This is a genomic window from Streptomyces sp. NPDC086023 (genome assembly GCF_044540325.1).
GTDB lineage: Bacteria > Actinomycetota > Actinomycetes > Streptomycetales > Streptomycetaceae > Streptomyces.
The window spans coordinates 157,630-170,940 of sequence record NZ_JBITRX010000015.1 but is presented as its reverse complement, the minus strand read 5'-3'; the positions used below and the strand labels follow the sequence as shown (position 1 = coordinate 170,940).

The 13,311-nt window shown below is 75.2% G+C and carries 13 protein-coding genes; 6 read left to right on the top strand and 7 right to left on the bottom strand.

Annotation, left to right across the window (positions count from 1 at the left end; all coding sequences use genetic code 11):
• Positions 1-55 precede the first annotated feature (55 nt).
• Complete coding sequence (locus tag ACIF6F_RS27330) at positions 56-358, top strand: hypothetical protein (protein WP_399951938.1); 303 nt, start codon at positions 56-58, stop codon at positions 356-358.
• A gap of 15 nt (positions 359-373) precedes the next feature.
• Here the strand turns inward: ACIF6F_RS27330 and ACIF6F_RS27325 are convergent, their stop codons facing one another.
• Positions 374-2,755 (bottom strand): FUSC family protein, encoded by a 2,382-nt coding sequence (locus ACIF6F_RS27325; RefSeq protein ID WP_399951935.1) that lies wholly within the window; start codon positions 2,753-2,755, stop codon positions 374-376.
• Positions 2,756-2,801: 46 nt separating this feature from the next.
• Positions 2,802-3,161: a DUF6223 family protein gene (locus ACIF6F_RS27320; protein WP_399951932.1), complete on the bottom strand. Its 360-nt coding sequence runs from the start codon at positions 3,159-3,161 to the stop codon at positions 2,802-2,804.
• Positions 3,162-3,374: 213 nt separating this feature from the next.
• On the opposite strand from ACIF6F_RS27320, the gene ACIF6F_RS27315 reads away from it, so the two are divergent.
• Positions 3,375-4,502: a sensor histidine kinase gene (locus tag ACIF6F_RS27315; protein WP_399951929.1), complete on the top strand. Its 1,128-nt coding sequence runs from the start codon at positions 3,375-3,377 to the stop codon at positions 4,500-4,502.
• Complete coding sequence (locus ACIF6F_RS27310) at positions 4,499-5,170, top strand: response regulator (RefSeq protein WP_399951923.1); 672 nt, start codon at positions 4,499-4,501, stop codon at positions 5,168-5,170. Before ACIF6F_RS27315 ends, ACIF6F_RS27310 begins: the two co-directional genes overlap by 4 nt.
• A gap of 67 nt (positions 5,171-5,237) precedes the next feature.
• On the opposite strand, the gene ACIF6F_RS27305 is transcribed toward ACIF6F_RS27310, so the two are convergent.
• The 3 genes from ACIF6F_RS27305 to ACIF6F_RS27295 are packed head-to-tail and all read right to left on the bottom strand — an operon-like array spanning position 5,238 to position 8,429.
• The gene (locus ACIF6F_RS27305) at positions 5,238-6,320 is read right to left on the bottom strand and encodes a prenyltransferase/squalene oxidase repeat-containing protein (RefSeq protein WP_399951920.1); all 1,083 of its coding nucleotides are present in this window, start codon (positions 6,318-6,320) and stop codon (positions 5,238-5,240) included.
• Positions 6,317-7,060, bottom strand: a complete 744-nt coding sequence (locus ACIF6F_RS27300; RefSeq protein ID WP_399951917.1) for a class I SAM-dependent methyltransferase — start codon at positions 7,058-7,060, stop codon at positions 6,317-6,319. The genes ACIF6F_RS27305 and ACIF6F_RS27300 overlap by 4 nt, the downstream gene beginning before the upstream one ends.
• Positions 7,061-7,103: 43 nt before the next feature.
• Positions 7,104-8,429 carry a glycosyltransferase family 4 protein gene (locus ACIF6F_RS27295; protein WP_399951914.1) on the bottom strand — a complete coding sequence of 442 codons (1,326 nt, stop codon included), beginning with the start codon at positions 8,427-8,429 and terminating at the stop codon, positions 7,104-7,106.
• A 219-nt stretch (positions 8,430-8,648) separates the two neighbouring features.
• On the opposite strand from ACIF6F_RS27295, the gene ACIF6F_RS27290 reads away from it, so the two are divergent.
• Positions 8,649-9,275 carry a TetR family transcriptional regulator gene (locus ACIF6F_RS27290; RefSeq protein ID WP_399951911.1) on the top strand — a complete coding sequence of 209 codons (627 nt, stop codon included), beginning with the start codon at positions 8,649-8,651 and terminating at the stop codon, positions 9,273-9,275.
• A 189-nt stretch (positions 9,276-9,464) separates the two neighbouring features.
• On the top strand, positions 9,465-10,013 hold the full coding sequence (locus tag ACIF6F_RS27285; RefSeq protein WP_399951908.1) for a flavoprotein: 549 nt from the start codon (positions 9,465-9,467) through the stop codon (positions 10,011-10,013).
• Positions 10,014-10,107: 94 nt separating this feature from the next.
• Here the strand turns inward: ACIF6F_RS27285 and ACIF6F_RS27280 are convergent, their stop codons facing one another.
• On the bottom strand, positions 10,108-10,341 hold the full coding sequence (locus tag ACIF6F_RS27280; RefSeq protein ID WP_399951904.1) for a ferredoxin: 234 nt from the start codon (positions 10,339-10,341) through the stop codon (positions 10,108-10,110).
• The gene (locus ACIF6F_RS27275; RefSeq protein ID WP_399951901.1) at positions 10,341-11,822 is read right to left on the bottom strand and encodes an aldehyde dehydrogenase; all 1,482 of its coding nucleotides are present in this window, start codon (positions 11,820-11,822) and stop codon (positions 10,341-10,343) included. Before ACIF6F_RS27275 ends, ACIF6F_RS27280 begins: the two co-directional genes overlap by 1 nt.
• Positions 11,823-12,063: 241 nt before the next feature.
• Here ACIF6F_RS27275 and ACIF6F_RS27270 point away from each other — a divergent pair, with 241 nt between their 5' ends.
• Positions 12,064-13,110: an MBL fold metallo-hydrolase gene (locus tag ACIF6F_RS27270; protein ID WP_399951898.1), complete on the top strand. Its 1,047-nt coding sequence runs from the start codon at positions 12,064-12,066 to the stop codon at positions 13,108-13,110.
• Positions 13,111-13,311: the final 201 nt, after the last annotated feature.

The window sequence follows — 13,311 nt, the reverse complement described above, 5'->3', positions numbered from 1 at the left end:
GGCGTACGGCCGTAAGAGGGGGTTTCGGCCCGGCGGTTGCGGCAATACGCGGCCCATGCCAGCACACACCGCGCACCGCGGAGCCGGCACGACGGCCGCACGGATCGTCGCCGTCGTCGCCGACGTCTTCGCCTTCGTCATCGTCCTGTGGATCGTCTTCTACCTGCTCGGCGCCAACCGGGCCAACGGCCTGGTGCAGTGGACGCACGACACCGCCACCTGGCTCGCCGGCTGGTCGTACGACCTGTTCACCTTCGACCGCGAGTGGGCCCGGGTGGTCGCGGGGTACGGTCTCGCCGCCGTCGTGTACGTCCTGGTCGGCCACACCCTGGCCCGCTGGCTGGGCCGCCGTTACTGACCAGCGGCTCAGCGCTCACGAGGTCTCCGGCTCCGGCGGCGCGGACTTCCCCGCCGGAGCCGTGATCCGCTCCAGGTCCTCCATCAGGGCGTACAGCCACGAGGCGGTGGCGTAGTACGGGCGGGCCGCGTCCGGCGGCTCCGCCGAGAACCCGGCGAAACCCGGGTCCCGGAGCGGTCCGGGCGGCCCCGCCGGGTCGCCGTCCGGGTCCAGCCGGGCCGACACGAGCAGCATCCGCCCGGCGACCCGGTCCCCCAGACGGGACAGCGCGGCGGCGGCCTCGGGACCGAGCGGCGCCACCGGTGCGGGCGGCAGCGCGAGGCGGTCCGCGCCCCAGAGGGTGTGGTGACCCGCCATCAGAACGGCCTGCCAGTCCGTCGGCGGCCGTCGTGAACCGTCACCCCGGCCGTCGTGCCGGCCCACCGCCGTGCCGTCGGTCGCGGGGCCGCCGGGCGTCGCGCCGCCGGACTCCGTGCCCTCGGTGGCGGACCCGCCGGACTCCGTGCCGCCGGCCGTTGCGCCAGTGGCTGCCCGGCCGTCACCCGACCCGCCGTCACCCGATCCGCCGTCATCCGCCCCGCCGTCACCGGGCCCGGTGGCGGTGGCGGCTCCCGCCCCCCGGGCCGCGGCCGCCTCGCCGCCGAAGCGGACCGGCTCGCTCTGGAACTGGGCGTACGCCGACTCGGCCAGGACCAGGGCGTGCCGCAGCGAGGGGTACGTGGCGGTGCCGCCCGCCGGCGGCGGGGCGCCGCCCGTCGAGACCGTCGCGCTGGTCGCGACCACGGTCTCGGCCGCCCTCCGCAGCAGCCCGGCCCCCGCGAGCCGCAGCTCGGTCTGCGCGCCCCGGGGCCAGGCCAGCAGGCCGAACACGGCACCGATCGTGCTGCCGATGAGCACGTCCAGCACCCGGAACTCGGCCAGCTGCCAGGTCGCCGGATCCAGCTGGGCGAAGACCACCGCCACCAGCACGGTGAACAGCCCCTGCGCCCACCCCACGCCCTTCACCGGCCCCACGGTGAAGGCGAACAGCATCCACAGCGGCAGCACCACCGCGTACACGACGGTGTGCGAGCCGCCCAGCACCAGCAGCCCGGCCGTGAACAGCGCCCCGGCGAAGGTGCCGGCCAGCGCCACCCGGATCGTGCTCCAGGTCTCGCCCACGGTGGTGCGGGTCAGGCTCAGGGTGGCCAGCATCGCCCAGAAGCCGTGCGGCAGCGTGTCCAGGCCGGCGACCAGCCGGGCCGCGGCGAGCGCGAGGGAGAGCCGCACCGCGTTCTGGAAGAACACCGAGCGCCGCCCGGCGTGCCCCTGGACCCGGTGCCACCACAGCACGGGCGCCCGCAGTCCGGCGTACCAGAACCGGCCCGCCGCCCCCTGCGGCACCTCGGCCCGCCCCCCGACGGCCAGCCCGGCGGCCGTGCCCACGGCCAGCGCGGCGTCGGCCACCTCCAGTACGGCGGCCTGGCGGCGCAGCACGGCGGGCCGCGCGTGGCCCGGCGCGGCCCCGGCCAGCCGGGCACGGGCGGCGGCCAGCGCCCCGTACGCCTCGGTCGTGTCCGTCCCCGGCTCCCGCAGGAGCCCGGCGGTCCGCTCGGCCAGCCGGGCCACCGCCCCCAGCACCTCCGCGTCGCCGGGCGCCTGTGCCCCGCCCGGCAGGGCGAGCAGCCGGTTGAGCAGCGTGCGGGCCGCGAGCCCGGTGTGCGCGAGGCCCCGCTCCCGTACGCCCGGCCCGGCGGGGCGATCCGCCTCCGGCACTCCCAGGGGCCGCAGCGCCCTGGTCACCCGGTGCGCGGCAGCCACCTCGCCGGCCGGGACCGTGCCCGTCGGCCCGGCAGCCTCGCGGGCGAGCCGGGCGGCGGTCTCCGCGGCCCGCGCGGCCAGTTCGCGGTAGGAGGGCGGTGGCGGCTCGGGGACGAGGAACGCCTCGGCCAGCACCAGCAGGGCCAGCCCGGCGGTGGTGCCGATGAGCCGCTCCCCGAGGGAGCCGGGGTCGTACGGCGGGAACGACGGCAGGATGTACAGCAGCTGGAGCCCGGGCCCGGCCCCCGCGAGGCGCGGCCCGCCGACGGCGGCGAAGGCCAGCGCGAAGCCGATGACCAGCATCCCGGCCACGGCGCTCCAGGTCCGCACGGACAGGTAGGTGCCCACGACGACCAGCGCCCAGCACACCGGCACCGCCCGCAGCACCACGGCGGCCCGCTGCCGGCCCGTGCCGGGGATGCGGGAGAGGCCGGCCAGGGCGACCGAGGAGAACAGCGCGTAGGTGGCGGCGGTGGCCCAGCCGAAGCCGTACAGGAAGAGGTAGAAGCCGGAGATCGCGACCAGCGTGACCCGCACCGCCCGCCGCCCCGCGGCCAGGTACGGCCCCGGCACCCGGCCCCCCTGGCGGTCGCGCACCCCACCAGCATGCGCCGCCCCGCCCCTCCCGGCACCCGCGCGGCGGTCAGCGGCTCTCGGCCGCCGCAGGCCGGGCCGTGCGGGCCCGCCGGCCGAGGGCTCCGCCCAGGAGGCCCAGGAGGATGGCCACGATGGCGCCCGCGCGGCCGTTGCCCGTGCCGAAGCCGCCGGTGGACGTGGCCAGGTGGAGCACGCCGAGGGCGACTCCGAGCAGGGCGGCCGCCATGGCCGCCGTACCGCCGGCCGGCCAGGGGCCGCGCCCGAGCCGGCCCTTCCCCCTGGCCCGGGCCACGGCGCCCAGCCCCACCGCGGCGAGCGACACGACCGCCGCCAGCACGGCCCCGGTCCGCCCATCACCGATCGCCCCGCCGGCCACGGCGACCACCAGCTCTCCCGAAGCGTTCATCGCGGTTCCTCCTCCACGTCGTCGCGGCCCCGGTGCGGGGTCCGCATCCGGTCCGATCGTGCCGCCGGCCCCTGCCCCGGCACGTCCCACGGGCGCGGTCACTTCCCGCTGCCGCGCCGGCGGCAGGAACCCGGGCAGTACCGCGCCCGCGGTAGCCGTCCCTCGTCCTCGCGCACGACTCGCCGCCCGGCGGCCCGGGGCTAGGGTGCGGCCATGAGGACAGGTGGGGTGCGGGTGCCGGCCGTCGTCGCGGACTGGGGCGTGGCGGCCGGGGTGGCGGCGGCGCTGCTGGTGACCGGGATGTCCGGCGGGCATGCCGCCGACGGCCCCGGCCTGCTCGGCTACGTGCTGCTGGCGGGCGGCGGACTGGCCCTGGCCGCCCGCCGCCGCGCACCGGTGGCGGTCCTCGCGGCCACCGGTCTGTGCGGGGTCGGGTACCAGGCCGCAGGCTTCGACGTGGCGGTGGTCGGCTTCCTGGTCGCGGTGTACGCGGCCGTCCGGGCCGGGCACCGGCGGGCCACGGCCGTCGCGAGCCTGGCCATGCTGGCCGCGCTGCCGCTGGCCGCCCTGGCCTCCGGCCTGCACGGCACGGGTGAGGCCTTCGCGCGGGCCCGCGGGGCGCTGGAGCTGGCCTGGCTGATCGCGGCCGCGGCCGCCGGCGAGGCGCTGCGGCAGGCGGAGGCGCGGGCCGAGGAGGCGGAGCGCACCCGGGAGGAGACCGCGCGCCGGCGGGCGGACGAGGAGCGGCTGCGCATCGCGCGGGAGCTGCACGACTCGCTGACCCACCAGATCTCGATCGTGAAGCTGCAGGCCGAGGTGGCGGTGCACGTGGCGCGCAAGCGCGGCGAGCCGGTGCCGGAGGCGCTGCTGGCGATCCAGGCGGCCGGGCGCGAGGCGAACCGGGAGCTGCGGGCCACGCTGGAGGCGCTGCGCGACGACGACACCGCCCCGCCGCGCGGCCTCGCACACGTGCCGGACCTGGTGGAGGGCGCCCGTACGTTCGGCCTGGAGGCGCGCCTGACGGTCGAGGGGCAGCCGCGGGACGTGCCGGCGGCGGTGGAGCGTACGGTCTACCGGATCGTCCAGGAGTCCCTCACCAACGTGGCCCGGCACGCGGCGGCCGGCACGGCCTCGGTGCGCATCGTCCACCGCCCGGACGCGCTGGCGGTCCGCGTGGACGACGACGGCAGGGCCACCCCGGAGGCCGCCCCGGTGCCCGGCACGGGGCTGCTCGGCATGCGGGAGCGGGTCACCGCCCTCGGCGGCAGCCTCCGGGCGGAGCCGCGCGGCGGGGGAGGCTTCACCGTGGAGGCGGAGCTGCCGGTGGAGCGTGCCTCGTGATCCGGGTACTGCTGGTGGACGACCAGCCGCTGATCCGCAGCGGGTTCCGCGCGCTCCTCGGGCTGGAGGAGGACATCGAGGTGGTGGCGGAGGCGGGCGACGGGCGCGAGGGGCTGGCCCTGGCCGCGGAGCACCGGCCGGACATCGCGCTGGTGGACGTGCAGATGCCGGTGATGGACGGCATCGAGACGACCCGGCGGATCGCCGCGGACCCGGCCCTGGCGGGGGTGCGGGTGGTGATCCTGACCAACTACGGCTTCGACGAGTACGTCTTCGAGGCGCTGCGCGCCGGTGCGGCCGGGTTCCTGGTGAAGGACATCGTGCCGGACGACCTGCTGCACGCGGTGCGGGTGGCGGCGCGCGGCGACGCGCTGCTCGCCCCGTCGATCACGCGCAAGCTGATCGACGGCTACGTGGCCCGGCCGCCGGCGCCGCCTGCCGGGGCGGGCCCGGCGGGCCTGGCGGAGCTGACGAACCGCGAGCGGGAGGCGGTGGAGCTGGTGGCGCGGGGCCTGTCGAACGACGAGATCGCCGCCCGCATGGTGATCACCCCGATGACGGCGAAGACGCACGTGAACCGTGCGATGACGAAGCTCCACGCCCGCGACCGCGCCCAACTCGTCATCGCCGCGTACGAGTCGGGCCTGGTGAGCCCGGGAGACGGCTGACCGGGGGCCGAGTCGGCGGAGCCCCCGGGCAGGGGCTCCGCCGTGGCGTCGGGGTCCCGCCGGACGGCTACCGGCAACACTCCGGGGCCAGGCCCGACGGCAAACGGGTGCCGCCGAAGACGGCGGTGGTGGCCTCGTCGCCGCCGAGGGCGGCGACGGCCAGCAGCAGGGAGCCGGCCGTCCAGGTGGTCTGCTCGACCGGCCAGACGGCCTGGTCCTCGAAGACGTAGCCCGTCCAGTACATGCCGTTCTCCGCGCGCAGGTGGCGGATGTCGCGCAGGATCTCCAGAGCGCGGTCCGACTCACCCGTCGCCCAGAGGGCGAGGGCCAGTTCGCAGCTCTCGCCGCCGGTGACCCACGGGTTCGGCAGCACGCAGCGCACGCCGAGGCCGGGGACCACGAACTCGTCCCAGCGCGCGTCGATCCGCTCCCTGGCCTCGGCTCCCGTCAGGGCGCCGCCGAGGACCGGGTAGTACCAGTCCATCGAGTAGCGGCTCTTGTCGAGGAAGCGCTCGGGGTGGCGGCGGATCGCGTGGGCGAGGGCGCCCGCGGCGAGCTCCCAGTCCGGCTGGGGCTCCTCGCGGTGCTCGGCGATGGCCAGGGCGCAGCGCAGGGCCTGGTGGATGGAGGAGGAGCCGGTGAGCAGGGCGTCGTTCACGGCGGTGCCGTCGGCCTCGCGCTTCCAGCCGATCTCGCCGCCGGGCTGCTGGAGCCCGAGGACGAACTCGACGGCCGCGTAGACGCAGGGCCACATGCGGTCGACGAAGGCGTCGTCGCCGGTGGCGAGGTAGTGGTGCCACACGCCGACGGCGACGTACGCGGTGAAGTTGGACTCCTTGCCCGCGTCCTGGGGTTCGGCGGTGTCCACGCCCTCGGGGCGGTCGGCGTAGGCGGCGTACCAGGAGCCGTCGGCGTTCTGGTGCCGGGCGAGCCACTCGTAGGCGCGGGCGGCGGCCTCGTGCTCGCCGGCCGCGTCCAGGGCCATGGCGGCCTCGGTGTGGTCCCACGGGTCCAGGTGGTGGCCGCGGAACCAGGGTATGGCGCCGTCCTCGCGCTGGACGGCGAGGATGCCCGCGACGGTCTCGGCGGCCTGTTCGGCCGTCAGGACACCCGGCAGGACCAGGTGTTCGGTACGCCCGGGAGTGCTCACTTGGCCGCGCCGGCGGCGTCGACGGGGAGGTGGGGCTTGGTCGCGTACGCCACGAAGCTCTTGCCGATGACCGGGTTGAGGGCCTGCTCGGCGAGGCGGGTGGCGAGGGGCTTCTTCATGATGTCCCAGACCAGCAGCTTGTGGTACGCGCGGACCGGCAGCGCCTTGTCGTTGTCCACGCCGAACGCGCACTTGAGCCACCAGTACGGCGAGTGCAGGCCGTGGGCGTGGTGGGTGCCGTACGGCTTGAGGCCCGCGGCCTCCATCTTGCCGAGCAGCTCGTCGGCCTTGTAGATGCGGATGTGGCCGCCCTCGACCTCGTGGTACGCGTCGCTGAGCGCCCAGCAGATCTTCTCGGGGCCGTAGCGGGGCACGGTGATGGCGATCCGGCCGCCGGGCTTGAGCACGCGGACCATCTCGGCGAGCACGCCCTTGTCGTCGGGGATGTGCTCCATGACCTCGGAGATGATCACGACGTCGAAGGACTCGTCGGGGAACGGCAGCGCCAGCGCGTCGCCCTCCATGGCGGTGGCCGTCGCGCCGGCCGGGGCCTCGCCGGCCTCCTTCATCGCGGCGAACCACTTGGCGACCTCGCGGATCTCCTCGCCGTTGCGGTCGAGGGCGACGACCTGGGCGCCGCGCCGGTAGCACTCGAAGGCGTGCCGGCCTGCGCCGCAGCCCAGGTCGAGCACACGGTCTCCTGCGGCGAGCGGGAACCGGGAGAAGTCGACGGTCAGCACGGGGGCGGCCTGCTTTCGCGTGGTGTGAGGGTGGGGCTGGGCGTCAGCGAGTCGTGGTGGCGCGGCGGGCGCCGGCCGCGGCGATGGCGGCACGGTAGTGGGCGACGGTGCCTTCGGCGGCCTTGGCCCACGTGAAGTTGGCGAGAACCCGCTCGCGCCCCGCGGTGCCGAGCGAGGCGCGCAGCTCCGGGTCGCCGAGCAGCCGGCCGAGGGCCGCCGCCAGGGCTCCCGCGTCGCCGGGCGGCACGGCCAGGCAGGTCTCGCCGTCCGGGCCGGCCACCTCGGGGATGGCCCCGCCGGTCGTGGCGACCAGGGGGGTGCCGGTGGCCATGGCCTCCGCCGCGGGCAGCGAGAAGCCCTCGTAGAGGGAGGGCACGCAGGCGACCTCGGCGCTGCGGACGAGGTCCACGAGTTCGGCGTCGGTGACGCCCTTGACGAACCGTACGGCGTCCTGGAGCCCGTACTTCTCGATGGCGCCGGCGACGGGCCCGCGCTCGGCGCGCTTGCCGACGACCACGAGGTGGGCGTCGGGGCGTTCGGTGCGCAGCTTGGCGAGGGCCTCGATCAGGTGGACGAGGCCCTTGAGCGGTACGTCGGCGCTGGAGGTGGTGACGATGCGGCCCGGGACCTCGGCGACGGACGCGTCGGGCGACCACAGCTCGGTGTCGGCGCCGATGTGCACGACGTGGATGCGGTCGCCGCGGACGCCGAGGTGGTCGGCGATCTCCTGCTTGGAGGAGCCGGAGACGGTGAGCACGGACGGCAGCCGGCGGGCGACCCGCTTCTGCATGCGCGTGAAGGCGTACCAACGCCGCACGGAGGCCCGCTTCTTGCGGTCCTTCGCGGCGTCGAGCTCCAGCTGCCGGTCGACGGTGATCGGGTGGTGGATGGTGGTCACCAGGGGGGCGCCGAGGGCGCCGAGCAGCCCGTACCCGAGGGTCTGGTTGTCGTGGATGACGTCGAACTCGCCGCGGCGGGCGGCCAGGTGCCGGCGGGCGCGGAGCGAGAAGGTCAGCGGCTCGGGGAAGCCGCCGGTCCACATGGTGGCGACCTCCAGCGCGTCGATCCAGTCCCGGTACTCGTCGCGCTTGGGCGTGCGGAACGGGTCCGGCTGGCGGTAGAGGTCGAGGCTGGGCAGCTCGGTGAGGGTCTGTCCGTCCTCGGGATCGAGCACCGGATAGGGCTGGGCGCCGATGACCTCGACGGTGTGTCCGAGGCGGGCCAGTTCGCGCGAGAGGTGGCGGACGTAGACGCCCTGTCCCCCGCAGAACGGGTTCCCCTTGTACGTGAGGAGTGCGATGCGCAACGGGCGGTCGCCGTCAGTGGCGGAACCCGCGAAAGGGCTCGTCACCATGGCCTCAGCGGACACTCTCGGCCCCCTTCTCACTGCACTTTCGCCGGAGCGTAACCGCTCGGATAATGTAGAACAAGTTTCAGACTTGATCCGTCGAGGAGCATTGAATCTACCGGCCGGAAACCCCACCGTAAGAGGCGGAGCAGGTGATTCGCGCCACCACCGGCGCTCCTGACATGCTGAGGCGCGGAGCCGCACGGGGCCGTGTCCGGCGAAGGCCATGGAATGGGACATATGACAGCGGAAGCCAGAGCCGCCACCGCGGCGTCCCCGCCCCTGACTGAGCGCCAGGAGGCCCGTCGCCGACGGATCCTGCACGCGAGCGCGCAGCTGGCGAGCCGGGGCGGGTTCGACGCCGTGCAGATGCGCGAGGTCGCGGAGTCCTCGAACGTCGCGCTGGGCACGTTGTACCGCTACTTCCCGTCCAAGGTGCACCTGCTGGTGGCGACCATGCAGGACCAGCTCCAGCACATGCACACCACGCTGCGGAAGCGGCCCCCGGCGGGCGAGAGCGCGTCGGAGCGGGTCGCCGAGACCCTGATGCGGGCCTTCCGGGCCCTCCAGCGGGAGCCGCACCTGGCGGACGCGATGGTCCGGGCGCTGACCTTCGCCGACCGGAGCGTCTCGCCCGAGGTGGACACCGTCTCCCGGCTGACGACCGCGATCATCCTGGACGCGATGGGACTGGACGCGCCGCCGACGGCGGAGCAGCTGTCGGCGGTCCGCGTCATCGAGCACACCTGGCACTCGGCGCTGATCACCTGGCTGTCGGGCCGCGCGTCCATCGCCCAGGTGAAGATCGACATCGAGACGGTCTGCCGGCTGATCGACCTCACGGCACCGGAGCAGCCGGGTGCCTGAGGGCCGCGCTCCCGGCCCTGCGGCGCCGGGTGCCTGACGGCCGCGCTCCGGCCCTGCGGCGCCGGGGCCCGCGGCCGGGCCGCCCCTGCGGACGGGGTCCGGCCCCGGCTGGGCCCCGAGCCGGGGGGCCTGGCCGGAACCGCTCGGCTCTTGACGGGTCCGCATCATCTGTGTGATCAACTGATGCTCATGACGCGCACCCTGTATCTGTTCTGTTCCGCCGCCCCGCCGCTGTTCGACGTGGCCCGGGTCGTGGAGGAGGCCCAGGCCAGGGGCTGGGACGTCTGCCTGGGGCTGACCCCGTCGGCCGCCGACTGGGTGGCCGGGGGCATCGAGGGGCTCGCCGCGCTGACCGGCCACCCCGTACGCAGCCGGTACCGGCGCCCCGGCGAGCCCGATCTGTGGCCCGCGCCCGACGCGGTCCTCTTCGCGCCCGCCACCTTCAACTCGGTCAACGCCCTGGCCCTCGGGATCACCGACCGCTTCGTGGTCGGCGTGGCGGCCGAGGCGATGGGCAAGGGCACGCCCATGGCCGTGATGCCGTGCGTGAACACGGCGCTGGACCGCCACCCGCAGTTCGAGCAGAGCCTGGCCACCCTGCACAACGCGGGCGTGCGCGTCCTGTACGGCGAGAACGGCTTCCACCCCAACCCGCCCGGCGAGGACCACGTACCGGACTTCCCGTGGCGGCTCGCCCTGGACGCGGCCGACGCGCTGGTCCAGCCCGTCCACGGCTGACGCCCGGGCGCCGCGGTGGCTCCGGCAGGCCGCCCGCCGCCAAAGGGGTGACGGCGGGCGGGGCCGGCACCGGAGACCGGCGGGCGCGAGGGGCTCACTCCTCCGGCGGGAACACCGGTTCGCCCGACTCCAGGAGGGTGATCATGATCGCTTCGACGGGGCAGCCCTCCGCCGCCGTGAGGACCGGCTCGCTGGCGTCCGTGTCCGGTGCGACCGGGTGGGACTGGCGGGCGGTGTCCAGCCGGAAGCCGTCCGGGGCGTGGTTGACGCACATGCCGGAGCCGATGCAGACGCCCCGGTCCACCTCGACGTGCCAGCGGTCGCCCATCACGCACCGCCCGCCGCGCCGGCGGGCGGTGCGTACCCGGCGGGCAGGTGGATCATCTTGTGCTCCAGGTACTCGCCCAGGCCCTCGGGGCCGAACTCCCGGCCCACGCCGCTGTTCTTGTAGCCGCCGAAGGGGCCCATCATGTCGAGGCTGAAGGTGTTGACGTTGTACGTGCCCGTCCGCACCCGGCGCGCGAAGTCGATGCCGTGCTCGACGTCCGCGGTCCACACGCTGCCGCTGAGGCCGAAGTCGGAGTCGTTGGCGATCTTCGCCGCCTCGGCCTCGTCCCCGTAGGGCAGCAGGCAGACCACCGGGCCGAAGATCTCCTCGCGGGCCACCCGCATGCCGTTGTCGACGCTGCCGAGCAGCGTCGGCTCGACGTACCAGCCCCGCTCCTGCCCGGCCGGGACGCCGCCGCCGGCGAGGACCTTGGCGCCTTCGTCCTGGCCGATCCTGATGTAGTCGAGGGACCGCTTCTGCTGGCGCTGCGCGACGAGCGGGCCGAGCTGCGTGGCCGGGTCCAGCGGGTCGCCGACCACCAGGGCGCCGGCCGCGGCCGCGAGGGCCTCGGCGATCTCGTCGTACCGGCTGCGCGGGGCGAGGATCCGGGTCTGGGCCACGCAGGCCTGGCCGTTGTTCATCCAGGCCGCCGGGATGATCCCGGCCACGGTGGACTCCAGGTCGGCGTCCGGGAGGATCACGGCGGCCGACTTGCCGCCGAGTTCGAGGGTGACCCGGGTGAGGTTGCGGGCGGCGACCTCCATGACCCGCTTGCCGGCCGCGACGGAGCCGGTGAAGGCGACCTTGTCGACGCCGGGGTGCCCGACGAGGTACTCGCTGACCTCGCGGTCGGCGGGCAGGATCGACAGGACGCCCTCCGGCAGCCCGGCCTCGCGGACGATGTCGGCCAGGATGTAGGAGTCCAGGGGCGCCTCGGGTGAGGGCTTGAGGATCACGCAGGAGCCGGTGAGCAGCGCGGGCGCCAGCTTGGCGGCGGCCACGAACTGCGGCACGTTCCAGGGGATGACGGCCGCGACGACGCCCACCGGCTCGCGGCGGACCAGGATCGGGCCGAGCACGCCGGTGCGGCGCTCCTCGTACGGGTAGTCGCGGGCGACCGTGATGGCGGCGTCGTAGACCATCATCGGCCCGAGGGCCTGGGCGAGGACGCTCCAGGAGTACGGGGAGCCGTTCTGGGAGCTGATGGAGCGGGCGATCTCCTCGTGCCGGACGGCTATGGCGTCCTTGATGCGGGTGACGACCGCAATCCGCTCGTCGAGGCTCATGCGGGGCCAGGGGCCCTCGTCGAAGGCCTTGCGGGCGACCGCGACCGCGCGGTCCACGTCGGCGGTGGAGGCGTGCGGGACGCGGCCGATGACCTGCTCGGTATGGGGCGAGACGACCTCGATGGTCCCGCTGCCCAGCGGGTCGGCCCACTCCCCGCCGATGAACAGCTTTCCGTGTTCCACGAGCTCGGTCATGGCTGATGCCTCCTGCGGCCCGGCGCTGGTGTGACTGCCTGCGTGCCGTCCCCTGACGCTCTTTCAGGCTTCGACCCCAGAACTGATACCAGTTCTAGTTCCACTAGTCCACGGCGAGGACGGAAGCGGCGGGGAAGGAACACCCGCGGCATCCGACGGCTGGTCAGGAGTGGCCCTCGATGGTCGACTTGGGCTACTACTGGAACCAGTTCTCGAAACGTACGTCGACAGGGGGCCCGGCATGACCCAGGTGACTCAGGTGACCGACCACGGCGGGGGCGTCCACGGCATCAAGGTGCCCATCCCCGACAACCCGCTCGGCCACACCCTCGTCCACGTCCTCGACACCGACGCCGGGCCCGTCCTCGTCGACACCGGCTGGGACGACCCGGCCTCCTGGGACACCCTGGTCGGGGGCCTCGACGCCCTCGGCATCGCGGTCGCCGACGTCCACGGCGTGGTCATCACCCACCACCACCCCGACCACCACGGCCTCTCCGGCCACGTACGGGAGGCCTCCGGGGCCTGGATCGCCATGCACGCCGCCGACACGGAGGTGGTCCAGCGCACCCGCAGCGCCGAACCGGCCGTCTGGCTGGACTACCTGGCCGTGAAGCTCACCGTTGCCGGCGCCCCCGAGGAGCACGTCGCACCGCTGCGGGCGGCCCGGGAGTCAGGCCGGATGCGCACCCTGCCCGGGCTGCGGGCGGCCCTGCCCGACCGCGAGATCGCGCCCGGTGAGCTGCTGCCCCTGCCCGGGCGCCGGCTCCGCGCCATCTGGACGCCCGGGCACACCCCCGGCCACGTCTGCCTGCACCTGGAGGAACGCCACCCGGCGAACCTGCCGGGCAACGGCCGGCTGTTCTCCGGCGACCACCTGCTGCCGGGCATCTCCCCGCACATCGGCCTCTACGAGGACCCCGAGGACACCCGGGCCACCGACCCGCTGGGCGACTACCTCGACTCCCTCGAACGCATCGGCCGCCTGGCGCCGGCCGAGGTGCTCCCGGCCCACCAGCACGCCTTCACCGACGCCCCGGCCCGGGTGCGCGAGCTGCTGGCCCACCACGAGGAGCGGCTGCAGGGGCTGTGGGAGCTGCTGGGCGAGCCGGTGACCCCGTGGGGGCTGGCGGAGCGGATGGAGTGGAACCGCCCCTGGGCCGAGATCCCCTACGGCTCGCGGAACATCGCCGTCTCGGAGGCGGAGGCCCACCTGCGGCGGCTGGTGAAACTGGGCCGGGCCGAGGCGGTGCCGGGCAGCGACCCGGTGACGTACCGGGCGGTGTGAGACGCGGCACGGCCGGGGGCGGGGCGGACGCACGTACCGGCGCCGGCGTACGGACGGGGACCCGGGCGACACGGGCCCTGCGGGCGGTACCGGGGATCCCGCTGCCCGGTACGGGGCGATCCGCGGCCGGTGCAGGCAAGGGGCGCGGGCCGGGGTTGGCCCCCGGCCGGCCGTACCCGGGCCGGTACAGTGTCGGGGTCG

Coding starts and splice junctions, on each gene's coding strand:
- ACIF6F_RS27330 (WP_399951938.1), top strand. CDS start 56: ATGCCAGCACACACCGCGCACCGCGGAGCCGGCACGACGGCCGCACGG.
- ACIF6F_RS27320 (WP_399951932.1), bottom strand. CDS start 3,161: ATGAACGCTTCGGGAGAGCTGGTGGTCGCCGTGGCCGGCGGGGCGATC.
- ACIF6F_RS27315 (WP_399951929.1), top strand. CDS start 3,375: ATGAGGACAGGTGGGGTGCGGGTGCCGGCCGTCGTCGCGGACTGGGGC.
- ACIF6F_RS27290 (WP_399951911.1), top strand. CDS start 8,649: ATGACAGCGGAAGCCAGAGCCGCCACCGCGGCGTCCCCGCCCCTGACT.
- ACIF6F_RS27285 (WP_399951908.1), top strand. CDS start 9,465: ATGACGCGCACCCTGTATCTGTTCTGTTCCGCCGCCCCGCCGCTGTTC.
- ACIF6F_RS27280 (WP_399951904.1), bottom strand. CDS start 10,341: ATGGGCGACCGCTGGCACGTCGAGGTGGACCGGGGCGTCTGCATCGGC.
- ACIF6F_RS27275 (WP_399951901.1), bottom strand. CDS start 11,822: ATGACCGAGCTCGTGGAACACGGAAAGCTGTTCATCGGCGGGGAGTGG.
- ACIF6F_RS27270 (WP_399951898.1), top strand. CDS start 12,064: ATGACCCAGGTGACTCAGGTGACCGACCACGGCGGGGGCGTCCACGGC.